This window comes from Streptomyces celluloflavus (assembly GCA_000720995.1).
Taxonomy (GTDB): Bacteria; Actinomycetota; Actinomycetes; order Streptomycetales; family Streptomycetaceae; genus Streptomyces; species Streptomyces celluloflavus.
Window position 1 is genome coordinate 46047 of record JOEL01000007.1, and the last position, 19438, is coordinate 65484.

17 protein-coding genes are annotated in these 19438 nt (G+C 71.5%); 9 read left to right on the forward strand and 8 right to left on the reverse strand.

From position 1 onward, the window contains the following. Positions 1 to 1290 (reverse strand): polysaccharide deacetylase family protein, encoded by a 1290-nt coding sequence (locus IH09_RS08705; protein WP_052855536.1) that lies wholly within the window; start codon positions 1288 to 1290, stop codon positions 1 to 3. Positions 1291 to 1613: 323 nt separating this feature from the next. Here IH09_RS08705 and IH09_RS08710 point away from each other — a divergent pair, with 323 nt between their 5' ends. The 6 genes from IH09_RS08710 to IH09_RS39705 all read left to right on the forward strand — a co-directional run bounded on the left by IH09_RS08710 (position 1614) and on the right by IH09_RS39705 (position 9504). Beyond that, a complete protein-coding gene (locus tag IH09_RS08710) occupies positions 1614 to 3965 on the forward strand; it encodes a SulP family inorganic anion transporter (RefSeq protein ID WP_052855537.1) in 2352 nt (783 codons plus the stop codon). Positions 3966 to 4080: 115 nt separating this feature from the next. Further along, on the forward strand, positions 4081 to 6057 hold the full coding sequence (gene acs, locus IH09_RS08715) for an acetate--CoA ligase (RefSeq protein ID WP_052855642.1): 1977 nt from the start codon (positions 4081 to 4083) through the stop codon (positions 6055 to 6057). 298 nt (positions 6058 to 6355) lie between these two features. After that, on the forward strand, positions 6356 to 7750 hold the full coding sequence (gene nhaA / locus IH09_RS08720; protein ID WP_052855538.1) for a Na+/H+ antiporter NhaA: 1395 nt from the start codon (positions 6356 to 6358) through the stop codon (positions 7748 to 7750). Positions 7751 to 7793: 43 nt separating this feature from the next. Next, positions 7794 to 8252: a phage holin family protein gene (locus IH09_RS08725; protein WP_052855539.1), complete on the forward strand. Its 459-nt coding sequence runs from the start codon at positions 7794 to 7796 to the stop codon at positions 8250 to 8252. Continuing rightward, complete coding sequence (locus IH09_RS08730) at positions 8249 to 9175, forward strand: alpha/beta fold hydrolase (RefSeq protein ID WP_052855540.1); 927 nt, start codon at positions 8249 to 8251, stop codon at positions 9173 to 9175. The genes IH09_RS08725 and IH09_RS08730 overlap by 4 nt, the downstream gene beginning before the upstream one ends. Before the next feature lie 131 nt (positions 9176 to 9306). Further along, positions 9307 to 9504, forward strand: coding sequence for a hypothetical protein (locus IH09_RS39705; RefSeq protein WP_094793793.1), 198 nt, complete (start codon positions 9307 to 9309; stop codon positions 9502 to 9504). A gap of 51 nt (positions 9505 to 9555) precedes the next feature. On the opposite strand, the gene IH09_RS08735 is transcribed toward IH09_RS39705, so the two are convergent. The 3 genes from IH09_RS08735 to nth all read right to left on the reverse strand — a co-directional run bounded on the left by IH09_RS08735 (position 9556) and on the right by nth (position 12518). After that, positions 9556 to 10755 (reverse strand): MarP family serine protease, encoded by a 1200-nt coding sequence (locus tag IH09_RS08735; RefSeq protein WP_052855643.1) that lies wholly within the window; start codon positions 10753 to 10755, stop codon positions 9556 to 9558. 13 nt (positions 10756 to 10768) lie between these two features. Next, positions 10769 to 11506: an NUDIX hydrolase gene (locus IH09_RS08740; protein WP_052855541.1), complete on the reverse strand. Its 738-nt coding sequence runs from the start codon at positions 11504 to 11506 to the stop codon at positions 10769 to 10771. A gap of 73 nt (positions 11507 to 11579) precedes the next feature. Further along, the gene (gene nth / locus IH09_RS08745) at positions 11580 to 12518 is read right to left on the reverse strand and encodes an endonuclease III (RefSeq protein ID WP_190233238.1); all 939 of its coding nucleotides are present in this window, start codon (positions 12516 to 12518) and stop codon (positions 11580 to 11582) included. Positions 12519 to 12939: 421 nt separating this feature from the next. Here nth and IH09_RS08750 point away from each other — a divergent pair, with 421 nt between their 5' ends. Continuing rightward, complete coding sequence (locus IH09_RS08750) at positions 12940 to 13614, forward strand: Crp/Fnr family transcriptional regulator (RefSeq protein WP_006604164.1); 675 nt, start codon at positions 12940 to 12942, stop codon at positions 13612 to 13614. Positions 13615 to 13914: 300 nt separating this feature from the next. Here IH09_RS08750 and IH09_RS08755 read toward each other — a convergent pair whose 3' ends face one another. The 4 genes from IH09_RS08755 to IH09_RS36805 form a co-directional block, all read right to left on the reverse strand. Beyond that, positions 13915 to 14745: an MBL fold metallo-hydrolase gene (locus tag IH09_RS08755; protein WP_052855542.1), complete on the reverse strand. Its 831-nt coding sequence runs from the start codon at positions 14743 to 14745 to the stop codon at positions 13915 to 13917. Beyond that, positions 14742 to 15689, reverse strand: a complete 948-nt coding sequence (locus IH09_RS08760; RefSeq protein WP_052855543.1) for an NUDIX hydrolase — start codon at positions 15687 to 15689, stop codon at positions 14742 to 14744. The genes IH09_RS08755 and IH09_RS08760 overlap by 4 nt, the downstream gene beginning before the upstream one ends. 110 nt (positions 15690 to 15799) lie before the next feature. Then, entirely contained in the window at positions 15800 to 16264 is a 465-nt protein-coding gene (locus IH09_RS08765) for a RidA family protein (protein ID WP_052855544.1), read from the reverse strand. Further along, positions 16261 to 16422 (reverse strand): DUF4177 domain-containing protein, encoded by a 162-nt coding sequence (locus IH09_RS36805; protein WP_003975360.1) that lies wholly within the window; start codon positions 16420 to 16422, stop codon positions 16261 to 16263. The genes IH09_RS08765 and IH09_RS36805 overlap by 4 nt, the downstream gene beginning before the upstream one ends. A gap of 188 nt (positions 16423 to 16610) precedes the next feature. Here IH09_RS36805 and IH09_RS08770 point away from each other — a divergent pair, with 188 nt between their 5' ends. Both IH09_RS08770 and IH09_RS08775 read left to right on the forward strand, forming a co-directional pair. Next, entirely contained in the window at positions 16611 to 17648 is a 1038-nt protein-coding gene (locus IH09_RS08770) for an ArsA-related P-loop ATPase (protein ID WP_052855545.1), read from the forward strand. Continuing rightward, positions 17645 to 19090, forward strand: coding sequence for an ArsA family ATPase (locus IH09_RS08775; protein ID WP_052855546.1), 1446 nt, complete (start codon positions 17645 to 17647; stop codon positions 19088 to 19090). Before IH09_RS08770 ends, IH09_RS08775 begins: the two co-directional genes overlap by 4 nt. The last annotated feature ends 348 nt before the right edge of the window (positions 19091 to 19438 follow it).

The window sequence follows — 19438 nt, forward strand, 5'->3', positions numbered from 1 at the left end:
TTAGTCGTCCGAACCGGCCCGCTCACCCCCCTCCGGACGGGGCGCCGCCGGTGCGGACGGGGCGGAAGCGGCGGCCGGTGCGTCGGAGAGGTAGGACGCCCAGCCGTCCTTCGGCGCCTCGCCCACCGGCAGCGCCCGCAGCTTGGCGAGCACCTTCGGGTCCTGGACGTCCAGCCAGTCACTCAGCTGCTTGAAGCTGACGCACCGTACGTCCCGCTGCGGGCAGACGGTCCTGATGGTGTCCTCGACGGCCTTCATATAGGCGCCGCCGTTCCAGGACTCGAAGTGGTCGCCGACGAACATCGGCGCGCGGTTGCCGTTGTACGCGCGCTCGAAGCCCTGCAGCAGGCCGTCGCGCATCTGCTGTCCCCACGCTTCGTGCATCGACGGGTCGCCGCTGGAGGTGCCCGACTGGTTGGCGAGGAAGTTGTAGTCCATCGAGAGGGTCTCGAAGGCCCGCCCCGGGACCGGGATCTGCTGGAGCGGGAAGTCCCAGACGCCGTCGATCTGCTGCGGCCAGATCTGGAGGCCGCCGGGCGAGCTGGTGTCGTAGCGGAAGCCCATCTCCTTGGCGGCGGGGATGAGGTTGCGCTGCCCCTCCAGGCACGGCGCACGGCCGCCGACCAGCTCCTTGCCGTAGTCGAAGGGCAGCGGCTTCTCGCCCTGGATGCCGGAGTTGGTCTTCCAGTTCTTCACGAACCACTCGGCCTGCTGGATCTCGCTCTTCCACTCCTCCGTGGACCAGGTGCCGACACCGCGGTCGGGGCCGCAGAAGTGCCCGTTGAAGTGGGTGCCGATCTCGTTGCCGTCCTCCCAGGCACCGCGGACCTGCGTGACGGTGTCCTTGATTCCCTTGAGGTCGTTGAAGCCGATGTCCGACGCGCCGGCCGCGTGCTGCGGCGGGTTGTAGAGCTCCTTCTTGGTCTCCGGGAGCAGATAGACGCCGCTGAGGAAGTACGTCATGGTCGCGTCGTACTTCTTGCCGACCTCGCGGAAGTGCGAGAAGAGCTTCTGCTTGTCCTCGCCCGCGCCGTCCCAGGAGAACACCACGAATTGCGGGGGCCGTTCACCCGGTCTGAGCCGTACGGGCCTGGGCTGGTGCGGCTGCGCTCCGGTGTAGGCGGTCGAGCCGTCGCCGATGAGTCTGATCTTCTGCGCGGCGTTGGGCGCGGCCCGCCCCTTCCTGGTGTGCTGGGCCGGTTCGTCCTGCGCGGCCCCGGCGCAGCCGGCGACGGCGGCCAGCGCCATCGCGGCGGCGATCCGCGCCGTGATCGTCGGTGCGGCTGTCATCAGCCACCTCATTCCTGGTGCCGTGAGCACCCTCCGAAGGGATCAATCGGAAAAACTGCCCACAAGATCCCATACACCAAGAAGAGGGATTAAAACGACAAGCCATTAGTCATCATATTCACCCGATAGGTGGAATGAACGGCCCGCCTGCCCGAAAGAACTTCTCTTCGCCTTTACGTGTCATTACGATCCGTTTACCAATGCTGGAGAGTCACCTGACCGTCACGGACCGCGACGGGCGTCGGTGGCTCGCGTCCCGCCGCAGTACACCGCCGCCCCACGATCGCGCCCCGCGCGACCGCGTCGCCCCGGAGGAGACGGGAATGTCGCAGACCGAGAAGTCACCGCCGCAGCCGAGGCGTTCGGCGCCCCGTCGCGTGCCCCTCACAAAGCCGCGTACGGAATCGCGCCCGGCACCGCGTACGAGAGGCGTCTCTCGCCCGGTATGGCGCCGGGATCTCTCCGCGTCGGTCGTCATCTTTCTGCTCGCCGTCCCGCTCTCGCTCGGGATCGCCCTCGCCACCGGTGCCCCGCTCCGGGCCGGGCTCGTCGCCGCGGCCGTCGGCGGGATCGTCGGCGGGCTGCTCGGCGGCGCTCCGCTCCAGGTCAGCGGGGCGGCCACCGGACTCCTGGTCGTCACCGCCGACCTCGTACAGCGCTACGGCTGGCGCGCCACCTGCGCGATCACGGTCCTGGCCGGTATCACCCAACTCGCCCTGGGAGCGCTGCGGGTGGCCCGCTCCGCGCCGGCCGCCAGCCCCGCGATCGTGCACGGCATGCTCGCCGGCATCGGCGTCACCATCGCGGTCGGGCAGCTCCATGTGGTGCTCGGCGGCAGCCCGGACAGCTCCGTGCTCGAGAGTGTCGCCGCGCCGCCCCGCCAGTTGGAGCATCCGCACGCCGCCGCGGTACTGATCGGCGCCCTCACCGTCGCCGTACTGACCGGCTGGCGCCATCTGCCGGGCCGCGCCGGGCGCCTGCTGCGGACGGTCCCGGCCCCCCTGGCCGCCGTCCTCGCCGCGACGGCCGTCAGCGCGGGCGCGGCGGTGCCGCGCGTCGCGCTGCCGCCCTGGCAGGCGCCGGAACTGCCCGCGCTGCCGGACGCCTCGGCGCCGGCCCTCGCCGCCGCGGTGCTGACCGTCACCCTCGTCGCCGGCCTGGAGTCGCTGCTGTCGGCGGTGGCGGTGGACCGGCTCGCCGCCGAGCGGCCGGACGCTCCGGCCGGCCGGGCGGACCTCGACCGCGAACTGGCCGGCCAGGGCGTGTCCAACATCGTGTCCGGGCTGCTGGGCGGCCTGCCGGTCTCCGGCAGCGCGCTGCGCGGTTCGGCGAATGTGCGGGCCGGGGCGGTCACCCGGCGCGCCACCGTGCTGCACGGCGCATGGGTGCTGCTCTGCGCCGGGCTGCTGGCCGGGATGCTGGAGCTGATCCCGCTGGCCGCGCTCGCCGCACTGGTGATGGCCGTCGGCGTACGGATGGTGAGCTTCGCGCACATCCGGCACGTCCAGCAGCACCGTGAATTCCCGGTGTACGCCGCCACCTTGGGCGGGGTCGTCGTCTTCGGTGCCCTCCAGGGTGTCGTGACCGGCATCGCGGTCGCGGTCTTCCTGGCGCTGCGCCGGCTGACGCACACCCGGGTCACCGTCACCGAGGAGTCCGACGGCCACCGGGTGCGCGTCAGTGGGCAGTTGACGTTTCTGGCGGTGCGACGGCTGACCCGGGCGCTGGCGCTGGTGCCGGAACGGTCCGATGTCGTCGTCGAGTTGTGCGGTTCGTTCATGGATCACGCCGCCTACGAGGCGCTCCGGTCCTGGTCGGCCGGGTACCGGGCGCGCGGCGGCCGGGTGACGCTGGGCGGCCGTTCGGGCCGGCCGATCATCGAACCGGCCGATCCCCCCGTCTGCCTGCCGTGGACACCGTGGCGCAATCACCACGGCGCCGACCCCACCCCGGCCCTCGCCGCCGCGCCCGAGAGCAGCGGCAGCCAACTGCTCGGCGGGGTGAGCGCGTTCCAGCGTCACACCGCCCCGCTGGTCCGCGAGGAACTGGCCCGGCTGGCGCGCGAGGGCCAGCGGCCCACCCAGCTCTTTCTCACCTGCGCCGACTCCCGGCTGGTCACGAGCATGATCACGTCCAGTGGTCCGGGCGATCTCTTCACCGTCCGCAATGTCGGCAATATGATGCCGCCGCCCGGTTCGGACGCCTCCTGCGACTCCGTCGGCGCGGCGGTCGAGTACGCGGTGGAGGTGCTGAGGGTCGGTTCGATCACGGTGTGCGGCCATTCGGGGTGCGGCGCGATGCAGGTGCTGCTCGGCTCCGCGGCGACCGGCGCCGACCCGGGCGCACCGGCCACCGCCACCCCGCTCGCCCGCTGGCTGCGGCACGGCCGGCCGAGTCTGGCCCGTATGCAGCGGATCGGGCGGCTGGGACGGGGCGAGGTCGCCCTCGCCGAGCGGCCGGTGACCGACGACCACGAGCGGCTCGCACTCGTCAACGTCATGCAGCAGCTCGACCACTTGAGGGCGCACGCCTGCGTGGCCCGCCGGGTCGCCGAGGGTTCCCTCACGCTGCACGGCATGTACTTCCACGTCGCGGAGGCCCAGGCGTACGTGCTGGACGAGAGCACCGGCCGGTTCTCCGCGGTCCGCGCCGAGTCCGCACCGGTGACCGCCTGACCTGCGAATCCAGACAGGTCTACACCAATTTTCCCGGACACCCCTTGTCATGCGTGCCATGGGCTGATGAGCTATGACCTGGGACACATGGGATGCCCTGGGAATGGGAGATGTCGTGAGCAACGAAAGCCTGGCCAACCTGCTCAAAGAGGAGCGGCGGTTCGACCCGCCCGCCGATCTGGCCGCGAACGCCAACGTCACGGCAGCCGCGTACGAGCAGGCCGCGGAGGACCGGCTGGGATTCTGGGCCGAGCAGGCGAAACGCCTGACCTGGCAGACCCCGCCCACCCAGACACTCGACTGGTCCAACGCGCCCTTCGCGAAGTGGTTCGCCGACGGCAAACTCAATGTCGCGTACAACTGCGTGGACCGGCATGTGGAGAACGGCCTGGGCGACCGGGTCGCCATCCACTTCGAGGGCGAGTCCGGTGACTCCCGGGCGATCACCTACGCCGAGCTCCAGCGCGAGGTCTCCCGGGCCGCGAACGCGCTGATCGAGCTGGGTGTGCACACCGGCGACCGGGTCGCCATCTACATGCCGATGATCCCGGAGACGGTCATCGCCATGCTGGCCTGCGCCCGGCTGGGCGCCCCGCACTCCCTCGTCTTCGGCGGCTTCTCCGCGGAAGCGCTGGCGACCCGGATCAACGACGCCGACGCCCGCGTCGTGATCACCGCCGACGGCGGCTACCGCCGCGGCAAGCCGTCCGCCCTCAAGCCCGCCGTCGACGAGGCGCTGACCAAGCCGGGTACGGAGAACGTCCGCAGCGTTCTCGTCGTACGCCGCACCGGCCAGGACCTGGCCGAGGCCGGTGGCACCTGGACCGAGGGCCGGGACGTGTGGTGGCACGAGCTCGTCGAGCGGCAGAGCCCGACGCACACGCCCGAGGCGTTCGACGCCGAGCACCCGCTCTTCATCCTCTACACCTCCGGGACGACGGGTAAGCCCAAGGGCATCCTGCACACCACCGGCGGCTACCTCACCCAGGTGTCGTACACCCACCACGCGGTCTTCGACCTCAAGCCGGAGACCGACGTCTTCTGGTGCACCGCCGACGTCGGCTGGGTGACCGGCCACTCGTACATCACCTACGGCCCGCTCTCCAACGGCGCGACCGAGGTGCTCTACGAGGGCACCCCGGACACCCCGCACCAGGGCCGCTGGTGGGAGATCGTGCAGAAGTACGGTGTCACGATCCTCTACACCGCGCCGACCGCGATCCGCGCCTGCATGAAGTGGGGCGACGACATCCCGGCGAAGTACGACCTGTCCTCGCTGCGCCTGCTCGGGTCGGTCGGCGAGCCGATCAACCCCGAGGCGTGGATCTGGTACCGCAAGCACATCGGGGCCGACCGGACGCCGATCGTCGACACCTGGTGGCAGACCGAGACCGGCGCGATGATGCTCAGCCCGCTGCCGGGTGTGACGGCGACCAAGCCCGGTTCGGCGCAGGTCGCGCTGCCCGGTATCGCCGCGACCGTGGTGGACGACGACGCCCGGGAGGTCCCCGACGGCGCCGGCGGCTACCTCGTGCTGACCGAGCCCTGGCCGTCCATGCTGCGCACCATCTGGGGCGACGACCAGCGCTACATCGACACGTACTGGTCCCGCTTCGAGGGCAAGTACTTCGCCGGTGACGGCGCGAAGAAGGACTCCGACGGCGACATCTGGCTGCTCGGCCGGGTGGACGACGTGATGCTGGTGTCCGGCCACAACATCTCCACCACCGAGGTCGAGTCGGCGCTGGTCTCGCACCCGAAGGTGGCCGAGGCCGCCGTCGTCGGCGCGACCGATCCGCAGACCACCCAGGCCATCTGCGCCTTCGTGATCCTGCGCGGCGGCGTCGAGGAGGGCGCGGGCCTGGTCGACGAGCTGCGCGCGCACGTCGCCCAGCAGCTCGGCCCGATCGCCAAGCCCAAGCGGATCATGCCGGTCGCGGAGCTGCCCAAGACGCGTTCCGGCAAGATCATGCGGCGGCTGCTGCGCGATGTGGCCGAGAACCGCGATCTCGGCGACGTCTCCACGCTCACCGACTCCTCCGTCATGGACCTGATCCAGGCGAAGCTGCCGAGCACGCCCGGCGAGGACTGAGCGGGTCCGTACGCGAGGGGGCATCGGCCGTTGCGGCCGGTGCCCCCTCCGGCGTTCCCGGCAGCCCAGGCCGGGCGTCCCACCGCGCCCGGCACCCGGGCTCCCCGCCCGGCCTGTCACCCCAGCGGCCTTGCGCCCGATATGCCCGTAAAGTTATGGGCACCGGATAGCCCCTTGCGCACGCCAGGTAAAGTAATCACCGCGTCAATGACACGCTAAGAAACTCTGGGTGCGCCGGGAAGTCTGGTCGGCAACTGCAACAGCCGTACACAGCTGCCGAAGGGCCGGAGGTCACCGCGTGAGCGCGCCCACCAACCGTCGTTCTCTCTTCCTCGGACGGATGTCCCTGCCCGAGCGGACATTCATCGCCGACGCACTACGCGCCGAAACCGTCGGCGGGGTCCTTCTCCTCATCGCCGCAGTCGTGGCCCTGATCTGGGCAAACACCTTCTCCGGCAGCTACGAGGCGATACGCGGCTTCCACCTCGGCCCCGCCTCCGTGGGGCTGGACCTCTCCGTGCAGCACTGGGCCGCCAACGGCCTGCTGGCCGTCTTCTTCTTCGTCGCCGGCATCGAGCTCAAGCGCGAACTGGTCGCCGGCGAGCTGCGCGACCCCAAGGCCGCCGCCCTCCCGGTGATCGCCGCGATCTGCGGTATGGCGATGCCCGCGCTCGTCTACGCCGCCGTCAACACCTTCGGCGGCGGCTCGCTCCAGGGCTGGGCGGTCCCCACCGCCACCGATATCGCCTTCGCGCTCGCCGTCCTTGCCGTCATCGGCACCTCGCTGCCGTCCGCGCTGCGCGCCTTCCTGCTCACGCTCGCGGTCGTCGACGACCTCTTCGCGATACTGATCATCGCGGTCTTCTTCACCTCGAAGATCAATTTCCTGGCGCTCGGCTTCGCCGTCGTCGGCCTGGTGATCTTCTACGTACTGCTCCGCAAGGGCGTCCGCGGCTGGTACATCTACGTCCCGCTGGCCCTGGTCATCTGGGGCCTGATGGAGAACAGCGGGGTGCACGCCACGATCGCGGGCGTCGCGATGGGCCTGATGCTCCGCTGCACCCGCCGCGACGGCGAGGCGCACTCCCCCGGCGAGCACATCGAGCACCTGGTCCGCCCGCTCTCGGCCGGCCTCGCGGTGCCGCTGTTCGCCCTCTTCTCCGCGGGCGTCTCCATATCCGACGGCGCGGTGCACGACGTCTTCACCCGGCCCGAGACGCTCGGCGTCGTCCTCGGCCTGATCGTCGGCAAGGCCCTGGGCATCTTCGGCGGTACCTGGTTCACCGCCCGCTTCACCAGGGCGAAGCTCAACCCCGACCTCCGCTGGCCGGACGTCTTCGCCGTCGCCTCACTGGCCGGCATAGGTTTCACCGTCTCGCTGCTCATCGGCGAACTGGCCTTCTCCGACGATCCGGCACTGGCCGACGAGATCAAGGCGTCGGTGCTGCTCGGCTCGCTGATCGCCGCGGTGTTCGCCGGGATCCTCCTCAAGATCCGCAACACCAAGTACAAGAGGCTCTGCGAGGACGAGGAGCGGGACGAGGACCTGGACGGCATCCCCGACATCTACGAACTCGACAAGCCGGAGTACCACCTGCGGATGGCCGCGATCCTCGAAGCGAAGGCCGCCGAACACCGGCGCCTTGCCGAAGTGGCCTCCAGCACCCATGCCGGGGACGATGGTCCGGCATGATCTGAGAGGCTTTGCATCCGGTGAAGAGATGAGGGAGACGGCGATGAGCACAGCCGACGACGGCGCGGACCGCAGCCTCGGGCAGCTGGTGGCTTCGGCCACCGCCGAGATGTCCGCGCTGGTGCACGACGAGATCGCGCTGGCCAAGGCGGAGATCCGCAAGGACGCCAAGCGGGCGGGTATCGGCAGCGCCGCCTTCATCGTGGCCGGGGTGCTGGGGATGTTCGCACTGCCGGTGCTGAGCTTCGCGGCGGCGTACGGCATCCACAATCTCGGGCTCGGGCTCGCCTGGTCCTTCCTCATCGTGGGCGGCGCCTTCCTGGTGATCGCCGCGGTACTGGTGCTCATCGCGCTCGCCAAGCTCAAGAAGATCAAGAAGCCGGAGAAGACCATCAGCTCCGCCAAGGAGACGGCCGCCGTGCTCCAGAAGGCCAGGCCGCACCCGCGGGCGGAGCCCGTGGACCACCCGGTCCTGGAGTCTGTGACACGCTCGTCGGTATGACAGTCCCCGACAGCACCGCCTCGGTCGTACGGATCGACGGCCCCTGGTCGCATCGGGACGTCGCGGCGAACGGCGCGCGCTTCCACATCGCCGAGATGGGCGACGGCCCGCTGGTGCTGCTGCTGCACGGCTTCCCGCAGTTCTGGTGGACCTGGCGCCACCAGCTGCCCGCGCTCGCCGACGCCGGCTTCCGCGCGGTCGCGATGGACCTGCGGGGCGTCGGCGGCAGCGACCGCACCCCGCGCGGCTACGACCCGGCGAACCTCGCCCTCGACATCACCGGCGTCATACGCTCCCTGGGCGAGCCGGACGCGGCACTCGTCGGGCACGATCTGGGCGGCTATCTCGCCTGGACGGCGGCGGTGATGCGGCCGAAGCTGGTGCGCCGACTGGCGGTGTCCTCGATGCCGCACCCACGGCGCTGGCGCTCGGCGATGCTCGCCGACGTCAAACAGAGCGTGCAGAGCTCGCACGTCTGGAACTTCCAGCGGCCCTGGCTGCCGGAGCGCCGGCTGACGGCGGACGACGCGGCGCTGGTGGGGCGGATGATCCGCGACTGGTCGGGGCCGCAGCTGCCGGACGACGACGCGATCGAGGTCTACCGGCGCGCGATGAGCATCCCCTCCACGGCGCACTGCTCGATCGAGCCATACCGCTGGATGGTCCGGTCGATGGCCCGTCCCGACGGCATCCAGTTCAACCGGCGGATGAAGATGCCGGTGCGGGTGCCGACGCTGCATCTGCACGGCTCGCTCGACCCGGTCATGCGCACCCGCAGCGCGGCCGGCTCCGGTGAGTACGTCGAGGCCCCGTACCGCTGGCGCCTGTTCGACGGACTCGGCCACTTCCCGCACGAGGAAGATCCGGAGGCGTTCTCCGCCGAGCTCGTCAACTGGCTCAAGGACCCCGAACCGGACCGGTGAGCCCGGCGGGCCGGCGGCCTTGGGTGATGCTCCGAACGTTCGTCTGACGAACAGCCAATTGCCTGGCGCATAGGCCAATTGGCGGCTCCCGAGGCGGTTACGGACCTTGGGCCACGGGCAGAGTCGAGGGTATGGGCTGGACGCACGACTACCGTGACGTGGCACGCAACCGCCGCAGCAGTGCCGCTGCCGTGGGCACTCGGGAGAGGGACACCTCGGACCTCGGGTCCGGCGACTCCCCCGACTCCGCGCACCCGATGGGCATCCCGCGTATCTTGCGCCGCAGAGCGCGCTGGATGAGCGCGCGCCTGCGCCATCCCCGCGGCTGATCCGCACGGGCGGCGCGGGCCGGTCTTCGCGACCTCCGCACCGCCCGGCGCTCAGATCGCGCAGCCCTGGGTGTCGACCCGCCGCACGGCTGTCCGCCCCTTGACGATGTCCTGGTGGACCTCGTCGACGGTCAGCGCGTAGCCGGTGTTGGCGTCGTCCAGGGACTTGGCGAAGACGACTCCGTAGACCTCGCCGTCGGGGGTCAGCAGCGGGCCGCCGGAGTTACCCGGGCGGACGGTGGCGTAGAGGGAGTAGACGTCGCGGCTGACCGTGCCCCGGCGGTAGATGTCCGGTCCGTTGGGCTGGATACGGCCGCGGATACGGGCGGGGCGGACGTCGTAGCCGCCGTTCTCCGGGAAGCCGGCGACGATGGCGCCCTTGCCGCTGCCCGCGTCCGTGGCGGCGAACCGCAGCGCCGGGGCGGTCAGCTTGGGCACGTCGAGCACCGCGATATCGCGCTCCCAGTCGTAGAGCACGACCTTGGCGTCGTAGGTGCGGCCCTCGCCGCCCACCTGGACGGTCGGTTCGTTGACACCGCCGACGACGTGGGCGTTGGTCATCACACGGTGCGGCGCGAAGACGAAACCGCTGCCTTCGAGGACCTTGCCGCAGCTGGGAGCCGTACCGACGATCTTGACAATGCTGCCCCTGGCCTGCGCCGCGACCGGGCTGTTGGCCAGCTTGGGGTCGGGCGGCGGCACCGAGGTGATCGGCTCGTTGGAGAACGGCGTGAAGACCTGCGGGAAGCCGTTCTGCGCGAGGACGGCGGAGAAGTCCGCGAACCAGGTGCCGGCCTGCGGCGGCATCACCCGGGACACGCCCAGCAGCACCTTGGAGTTCCGCACCTCCTTGCCCAGCGTCGGCAGGGACGTGCCCGCCAGGGCCGAGCCGATCAGCCAGGCGACCAGCAGCATCGCCAGCACGTTGACCAGCGCGCCGCCGGTCGCGTCCAGCGCGCGCGCCGGTGACCAGGTGATGTGGCGCCGCAGCTTGTTGCCCAGGTGCGTGGTGAGCGCCTGGCCCACGGACGCGCAGACGATCACGATGGCGACCGCGCCGATGGCCGCGAAGGTACCGGGTGTGGCGTCCTCGGTGACCTTGTTCCAGATCACGGGCAGCAGATAGACCGCGATCAAGCCGCCGCCGAGGAAGCCGATCACGGACAGGATGCCGACGACGAAACCTTGCCGATAGCCGACGACGGCGAACCACACGGCCGCGAGCAGCAGCAGGATGTCCAGGACGTTCACGATCGACACGCTCTCACGACCGCCAGTCGAGCGGGACCTGCTTGGCGCGGTCCCATGGAATCTCCCACCCCGCGTAGTGCAGGATCCGGTCGATCACGCCGGCCGTGAAACCCCAGACCAGGGCATCCTCGACCAGAAAAGCTGGCCCGACGTGGCCGCTGGGGTGACGGGTGGTCACTCGGTGAGCGGGATCCGTGAGATCCGCCACGGAAACCGTGAACACCCGGGCGGTCTCCGCCTCGTCGACCGCGCCCACCGTGCTGGGCTCGCGCCACCAGCCCAGTACGGGCGTCACCACGAAGCCGCTGACGGGGATGTAGAGCCGCGGCAGCACACCGAAGACCTGGACACCGGACGGATCGAGCCCGGTCTCCTCCTGGGCCTCGCGCAGCGCCGCCCGCACCGGGCCGCCGGCTTCGGGGTCGCCGTCCTCCGGGTCGAGGGCGCCGCCGGGGAAGGAGGGCTGGCCGGCGTGCGAACGCAGGGTGCCGGCGCGCTCCATGAGGAGCAGCTCGGGGCCGCGCGCACCATGGCCGAAAAGGATCAGCACCGCGGACTGCCGGCCGCCGCTCTCGGGCGGCAGGAAGCGGCTGAGCTGGCGCGGTTCGATGGTGGCGGCCGCGCGGGCCACCGGCGCCAGCCACTCGGGCAGGCCCTCGGCCGTCACGGCCACCCGGCCGGACGCCGCGGCGAGCGCGGCCGCACCGCGCTCCTGCGCCGGTTCGCCGTACTGCTCCCGTGCACTCGTCATACGCGCCCCCTCAGGTCCTGGCTTCGGTGGTCGACCGCTTCGGCCGGCGCTCCCGCGATCACCGCGGGAGCCGTCATCGGGCCGCCAGCGGGGCCGCGGGCCAGCCCGGATAGTCGGCCGGCGGCCGCAGCCGCTGGCCCGGCTGGCCGCCCATCTCGTACTTCAACAGCTTCTTCGCCTTCTCCGGGTCCGTCTCGCCCTCGCCGTACGAGGGGCAGAGCGGCGCGATCGGGCAGGCGCCGCAGGCGGGCTTGCGGGAGTGGCAGACGCGGCGGCCGTGGAAGACGACGCGGTGCGAGAGCATCGTCCACTCGCTCTTGGGGAAGATCTCGGCGACGTCCGCCTCGACCTTCTCCGGGTCCTCCTGGGTGGTCCAGCCGAAGCGGCGGGCCAGGCGGCCGAAGTGGGTGTCCACGGTGATGCCCGGGACGCCGAAGGCGTTGCCCAGCACCACATTGGCGGTCTTGCGGCCGACGCCGGGCAGCGAGACGAGATCCTCCAGCCGGCCCGGCACCTCGCCGCCGAACCGGTCGCGCAGCGCCGCGGACAGGCCGAGCAGCGACTTCGTCTTGGCACGGAAGAAACCGGCCGGCCGGATCAGCTCTTCCAGTCGCTCCGGATCCATCGCCGCCATGTCCTCCGGCGTCGGGCAGAGCGCGAACAGGGCAGGAGTGGTCTGGTTGACCCGCAGGTCGGTGGTCTGCGCGGAGAGCACCGTCGCGACCAGCAGTTCGAAGGGGTTGGTGAAGTCCAGCTCCGGGTGGGCGTACGGATACACCTCGGCCAGCTCGCGGTTGATCCGGCGGGCCCGCCGGATCATGGCGGCCCGCGACTCGGGCTTGCGCGCGGGGGCCTTGGCGGCGGGAGTCTTCGCGGCGGCGGCCTTCGCGGACTTCGGCGCGGCGGCGGTGGTCTTCGTGGCTGTCCGCTTGGCGGTGGTGGTCTTCACGGCCGTCCGCTTGACGGCGGTCTTCTTGGGCGCGGCGGCCTTCTTCCCCGCCGGTGCTTTCACGGAGGTCTTCGCCGGCGCCTGCGCGGCCGTCTCCCCCGCAGCCGCCTTCCCCACCGTCGACCGCGACGCGCCGGATCCGCGTCCCGCCGGTTTCCGGCCGGACGTCACCCTGGAGGACGATTTATCGCTTTTGCCCGTATTCAGAGCCTCGACGGACGGCTGTTCGCCCACAGCGGAATCACGCTCTGCATTCACTCGTCCAACCCCCTTGTCCTGTGCTCTCACCGGCGTGTTGGACACCCGGCCAGAGTAAGGCCACCCACTGACATCCGACTCGATCACCGTCATTCCTCACCCCAATCGGCCCCCTGCCGTATGGCTTGGGCCACGGGTCCGGCATCCTTGTGATTGATCGCACTGTTTTGCATTCCGGCATGATGGGGACCACAGCCCCCGGAGCATGTCGACAAGGAGAGAACTCGTGGACGACGTTCTGCGGCGCGCACCGCTCTTTGCGGCGCTCGACGATGAGCAGGCGGCCGAGCTGCGCGCCTCGATGGGAGAGGTGACGCTCGCCCGCGGCGACGCCCTGTTCCATGAAGGGGACCCCGGCGACCGCCTGTACGTGGTCACCGAGGGCAAGGTGAAGCTGCACCGCACCTCGCCGGACGGCCGGGAGAACATGCTCGCCGTCCTGGGCCCCGGGGAACTGATCGGCGAGCTTTCGCTCTTCGACCCGGGTCCGCGCACCGCCACCGCATCCGCCCTCACCGAGGTCAAGCTCCTCGGTCTGGGCCACGGCGACCTCCAGCCCTGGCTGAACGCCCGCCCCGAAGTGGCCACGGCCCTGCTGCGCGCGGTCGCCCGCCGGCTGCGCAAGACCAACGACCAGATGTCCGACCTGGTCTTCTCGGATGTACCGGGCCGTGTGGCGCGCGCCCTGCTGGACCTGTCGCGCCGCTTCGGTGTGCAGTCCGAAGAGGGCATCCACGTCGTGCACGACCTGACGCAGGAGGAGCTGGCCCAGCTGGTGGGCGCCTCCCGCGAGACCGTCAACAAGGCCCTCGCGGACTTCGCCGGCCGCGGCTGGCTGCGCCTGGAGGCGCGCGCCGTGATCCTGCTGGACGTCGAGCGGCTGGCCAAGCGCTCGCGCTGACGCCGCCTCCCTCGTACGACGCACGTGCCCGTACGACACGCGGTCCGTACGAGGCACAGCCCGCACGGGCGCGTAACGCGTACCACTCAGCCGCGCGCCTCGCGCACCGCCGTACCGGCATCCGAAGGGCCCCGCTCCGGCGGGGCCCTTCGCCATGGGGACCCGCACCACCGGGGCGCTTCGCCCAGCGGCGGGAACCGGCGGGCGGCCCCGCACGCGGCCGGGCTCGGGACAGCGGCCCCCTGGTGGCCGGCGGACCGCGCCGCTATCGGGCAGCGAGCGCGGCGTCGGCCGGCCCGCTCAGATCAGCCCGTGCTCCCCCAGATACTCCAGCTGCGCCCGTACGGACATCTCGGCGGCCGGCCACAGGGAGCGGTCGACTTCGGCGTAGACATTCGCGACAACCTCGGCGGGCGTGCGATGGCCGGATTCGACCGCCGTCTCCACCTGGGCGAGCCGGTGGGCGCGGTGCGCCAGATAGAACTCCACCGCCCCCTGGGCATCGTTCAGCACCGGTCCGTGACCGGGCAGGACGGTCGAGACACCGTCGTCGACGGTGAGCGAGCGCAGTCGGCGCAGCGAGTCGAGGTAGTCCCCCAGCCGCCCGTCGGGGTGGGCGACCACGGTCGTGCCGCGGCCCAGGATCGTGTCGCCGGTGAGGACCGCGCCGTCGGCCGGCAGATGGAAGCAGAGCGAGTCGGCGGTGTGGCCCGGTGTGGGCACCACGCGCAGTTCCAGGCCACCGGTGGTGATGACGTCACCCGCTGCCAGCCCCTCGCCCCCCAGGCTCAGCGCCGGGTCCAGGGCCCGTACGGCCGTACGGGTCAGTTCGGCGAAGCGGCCGGCGCCCTCGGCGTGGTCCGCGTGGTGGTGGGTCAGCAGGGTCAGCCCGATGCGCTTGCCGGCCTGTGCCGCGGTGTCGATGACGGCCTGGAGGTGGGCCTCGTCGAGCGGCCCGGGGTCGATGACGACGGCGAGGTCGGAGTCCGGCTCGGCGATGATCCAGGTGTTGGTGCCGTCCAGGGTCATCGGCGACGGGTTCGGCGCCAGCACGCACCGGGCGCGCGCGGTGGCCGGTCCCGAGATGACTCCGCCACGGGGCTGTCCTGGCAGGGCGGCTGCGTCGGTCATGCGGGGGTACCTCCCGTGGTTCTGGGGGTGCTCGACGGTCCGTCGAGGGCGCCGGGTCCGGCGCCCTGGGCGCCGTCCCGGTCCGGCGCGATGTGCCGGGTGAACTCGTGGTGGCCCGGCCAGCTCAGCACGATCTCGCCGGCGACCAGCTCCGCGCGGGCCAGTACCGGCGTGAGGTCCTGCGCGGGCGCCGCGGCCAGGGTCCGGGCGACGCTGTCGTACGGCTCCAGGGCCCGCAGCATCGAGATGGTCGGGGGCATCATCAGCAGGTCCCCGCGGTCGTACCCGGCAGCGGCCTCCGCCGGCCGGATCCACACCGTACGGTCCGCCTCCGTGGAGACGTCGCGGGTGCGCTGGCCGGCGGGCAGCGCGGCGACGAAGAACCAGGTGTCGTAGCGCCGCGGTTCGAACTCCGGGGTGATCCAGCGGGCCCAGGCGGCGAGCAGATCGGAGCGCAGTACCAGGCCGCGGCGGCTCAGGAAGTCAGCGAACGACAGCTCGTGGGCGACCAGCGCCGCACGGTCCGCCTCCCAGTCCTCGCCCGTGGTGTCCGCCACGACGGTCCCGGCCGAGGCGCCGGCGAGCAGCACGCCCGCCTCCTCGAAGGTCTCGCGGACGGCGGCGCAGACGATGGCCTGTGCGGCGGCCTGGTCGACGCCCAGGCGTACGGCCCACTGGGCGCGCGACGGCCCGGCCCAGGCCACCGGCCGTTCGTCCCGCGGGTCCACGGAACCGCCCGGATAGGCGTACGCGCCTCCGGCGAAAGCCATGGAGGCGCGTCTGCGCAGCATGTGGACGGCGGGGCCGCCGGAGTCGGAATCCCGCAGCAGCAGGACGGTCGCGGCCCGCCGGGGCGCGGCGGGGGTCAGCTCGCCATTCGTGAGCGCCCGAATGCGGTCCGGCCATTCCGGCGGATACCACTGGCCATTGGTCGTCGACGACATGGCCGGATGTTATGCGCTCACGCGTGGATGTTCGAGAGGATCTCCGGCCAGTGGGCGCCCGCGCGGTGGCCGGCACCCACCGGTACCGCGCGGCGCCGGCCGGTCCGCCGCTATTCGGCGATCTCGACCTGGATCTCGACCTCGACCGGGGCGTCGACCGGCAGCACCGCGACGCCGACCGCGGACCGGGCGTGCACGCCCTTGTCGCCCAGGACCTCGCCGAGCAGCTCGCTGGCACCGTTGACGACGCCCGGCTGGCCGGTGAAGTCCGGTGCAGAGGCCACGAATCCGACGACCTTCACGACGCGCCGGATCCGGTCCAGGTCGCCGATCACCGACTTCACGGCGGCCAGTGCGTTGAGCGCGCAGACCGCGGCGAGTTCCTTGGCCTGCTCCGGGCCGACCTCGGCGCCCACCTTGCCGGTGGCCACCAGCGCGCCGTCCACCATCGGCAGCTGGCCGGAGGTGAAGACATAGCTGCCCGAGCGCACGGCGGGCTGGTACTTGGCCAGCGGCGGCACGACCTGCGGCAGCTTCAGACCGAGCGCCGCGATCTTGTCCTCCACCTCGCTCATGCCTGCTTCTCCCGCTTCAGATAGGCCACCAGCTGCTCGGGGTTGTTCGGGCCCGGCACGACCTGGACCAGCTCCCAGCCGTCCTCGCCCCAGGTGTCCAGAATCTGCTTCGTCGCGTGCACGAGAAGCGGCACGGTCGCGTATTCCCACTTGGTCATGGGGCCGAGCGTAATGCCTGTCCAGGACTCGGGCGGACGCCGTCCCGCAAGCCCGCGCGAGCCAGGGGGCCGGACCGGGCCCCAGGGCACGCCCCCATGGTTGCCCTGACGTTTCCGGGGCCTTTCCCAGGGATGTCCCCGGTGGATCCGGTGCGTAGCCGGGACGCGGACTGGTTAGGCTCCTTGGCGTGAGCAGGCTCCATGTCGTCAGCGGCAAGGGCGGCACCGGAAAGACCACGGTCGCCGCTGCCCTCGCCCTCGCCCTCGCCACCGAGGGGCGCCGGACCCTACTGGTCGAGGTCGAGGGCCGGCAGGGCATTGCCCAGGTGTTCGAGACCGAAGCGCTTCCGTACGAAGAGCGCAAGATCGCCGTGGCGCCGGGCGGTGGCGAGGTGCACGCCCTGGCCATCGACGCCGAGCGCGCGCTCCTGGACTACCTCCAGATGTTCTACAAACTCGGCAGCGCGGGCCGGGCTCTCAAGAAGCTCGGTGCCATCGACTTCGCCACGACCATCGCGCCGGGCCTGCGGGACGTCCTGCTGACCGGCAAGGCGTGCGAGGCGGTGCGCCGCAAGGACAAGCGCGGCAAGTTCGTCTACGACGCGATCGTGATGGACGCCCCGCCGACCGGCCGCATCACCCGCTTCCTGAACGTCAACGACGAGGTCGCCGGGCTGGCCCGGATAGGGCCGATCCACAATCAGGCACAGGCCGTCATGCGGGTCCTCAAATCGCCCGAGACCGCGGTGCATCTGGTGACCCTCCTGGAGGAGATGCCGGTCCAGGAGACCGCGGACGGCGTCGCGGAGCTGCGCGCCGCCGGTCTCCCGGTGGGCGGCACCGTCATCAACATGACCCGGCCCGCCGTACTGGACACCGGCGATCTCGACATCGCCGCCCGCGGGGCGCGTACGGGCATCGCCAAGGCCCTCGCCCAGGCCGGCCTGGGCGGCCCCCGCCGCGCCGACGACCACCTCAAGGCGGGGCGACGCGAAGCGTCTCCGGCCGGGGCCGTAGCAGGTGACGGGTGGGCCGACCAGCTGATCGACCCGCTGCTGGAGCAGGCCCGCGAGCATGCCGAGCGCGTCGAGCTGGAGCGCGTCCAGTATGCGGAGCTGACCGGACTCGGCCTGCCCACCTACGAGTTGGAGCTGCTCCCCGAGGGAGTGGACCTCGCCGGGCTCTACCGCCTGGCGAGAGATCTGCGGAAACAGGGGCCCATATGACCTCGGACGACACGACGCTGGACGCCTCGGCCCCCTGGCTGGAAGTGGACGCGCTGATCGACGATCCGGGCACCCGCATCGTGGTGTGCTGCGGCTCCGGCGGTGTCGGCAAGACCACCACCGCCGCCGCGCTGGGCGTACGGGCCGCCGAGCGCGGCCGCAAGGTCGTCGTGCTGACCATCGACCCGGCCAGGCGGCTGGCGCAGTCGATGGGCATCTCCGAGCTCGACAACGTCCCGCGGCGGGTCAAGGGCGTCGAGGAGGCGGCCGGCGGCGAACTGCACGCGATGATGCTGGACATGAAGCGCACCTTCGACGAGATCGTCGAGGGGCACGCGGAAGCGGACCGGGCCCGCGCCATCCTGGAGAACCCCTTCTACCAGTCCCTGTCGGCCGGTTTCGCGGGCACGCAGGAGTACATGGCCATGGAGAAGCTCGGCCAGCTCCGCGCGCGCGACGAGTGGGATCTGATCGTCGTCGACACCCCGCCGAGCCGTTCCGCGCTGGACTTCCTGGACGCGCCCAAACGCCTCGGCTCCTTCCTGGACGGCAAGTTCATCCGGGTCCTGATGGCACCCGCGAAGGTCGGCGGCCGGGCCGGGATGAAGTTCCTCAATGTCGGTATGTCGATGATGACCGGCACCCTCAGCAAGCTGATGGGCGGCCAGCTCCTGCGCGATGTGCAGACGTTCGTGGCCGCGATGGACACCATGTTCGGCGGCTTCCGCACCCGCGCGGACGCCACGTACCGGCTGCTCCAGGCACCCGGCACGGCGTTTCTGGTGGTGGCCGCGCCGGAGCGGGACGCGCTGCGCGAGGCGGCGTACTTCGTCCAGCGGCTGGCCGCCGAGCAGATGCCGCTGGCCGGTCTCGTGCTGAACCGGGTGCACGGCAGCGGCGCCGCACAGCTCAGCGCCGAGCGCGCACTGGCCGCCGCGGAAGCGCTGACGGACCGGACGCCGGACGACACGGACACAGACCCCGACGACTGCGCTCCCGCCGACGCCGAGGCCGATACGGGCGTCGAAGCCGACACGGGCACCGATCCCGCCTCCGCCGCCACGCCCGTCGCTCCTGGTACCGCGCACGGAGACGCCCCCGGAGACGACCCCGCCGAAAATCTTGTCCCGACCGGCATTGTGGATCTCGACGGCGGGAATGCTGGATCTCGTACCGCCAGTGGCCACTCCCCCGCCGCGGCGGAGCATGTGACACCCCCTTCGGCCTCGGCGCCACAACTCGCCGCCGGACTGCTGCGACTCCACGCGGAGCGTATGCAGGTCCTCGCGCGCGAACGGCGCACCCGGGACCGTTTCACCGCATTGCATCCCGAGGTACCGGTGACAGAGGTCGCCGCGCTGCCCGGGGATGTGCACGACCTCGCGGGCCTGCGCGCGATCGGCGAGCGTCTCGCCCTCGGCTCCGCCGACGCCGACAGCTGACCCGCGGGCGCCCTGCCCCACGGACACTCCGACCCGCGGACACGCCGACACTCCGACTCACAGACATCCCGGCCCACCAGCCCACCGACGGACCGCCGGTCACCCCGGCCGCCCCGATCACCCAGGCCGACGCACTCGTCCAGGCCGACGCGCTCGCCTTTGCCCGACCCGCGGCCGGCGTATCCAGCACGGCCGCCCGCCCCGACGGCACCCCACAGCGCCGCAACACCGCACGACGCCGCGCGGCAGCGCGCCACCGCACGACAGCGCCGCGTACACCCCCGACGGCACGAGCACCCGGCCCCAGGGCACGCCGAATTCACGGTCGGCCCCTCCGGCACACTGCCG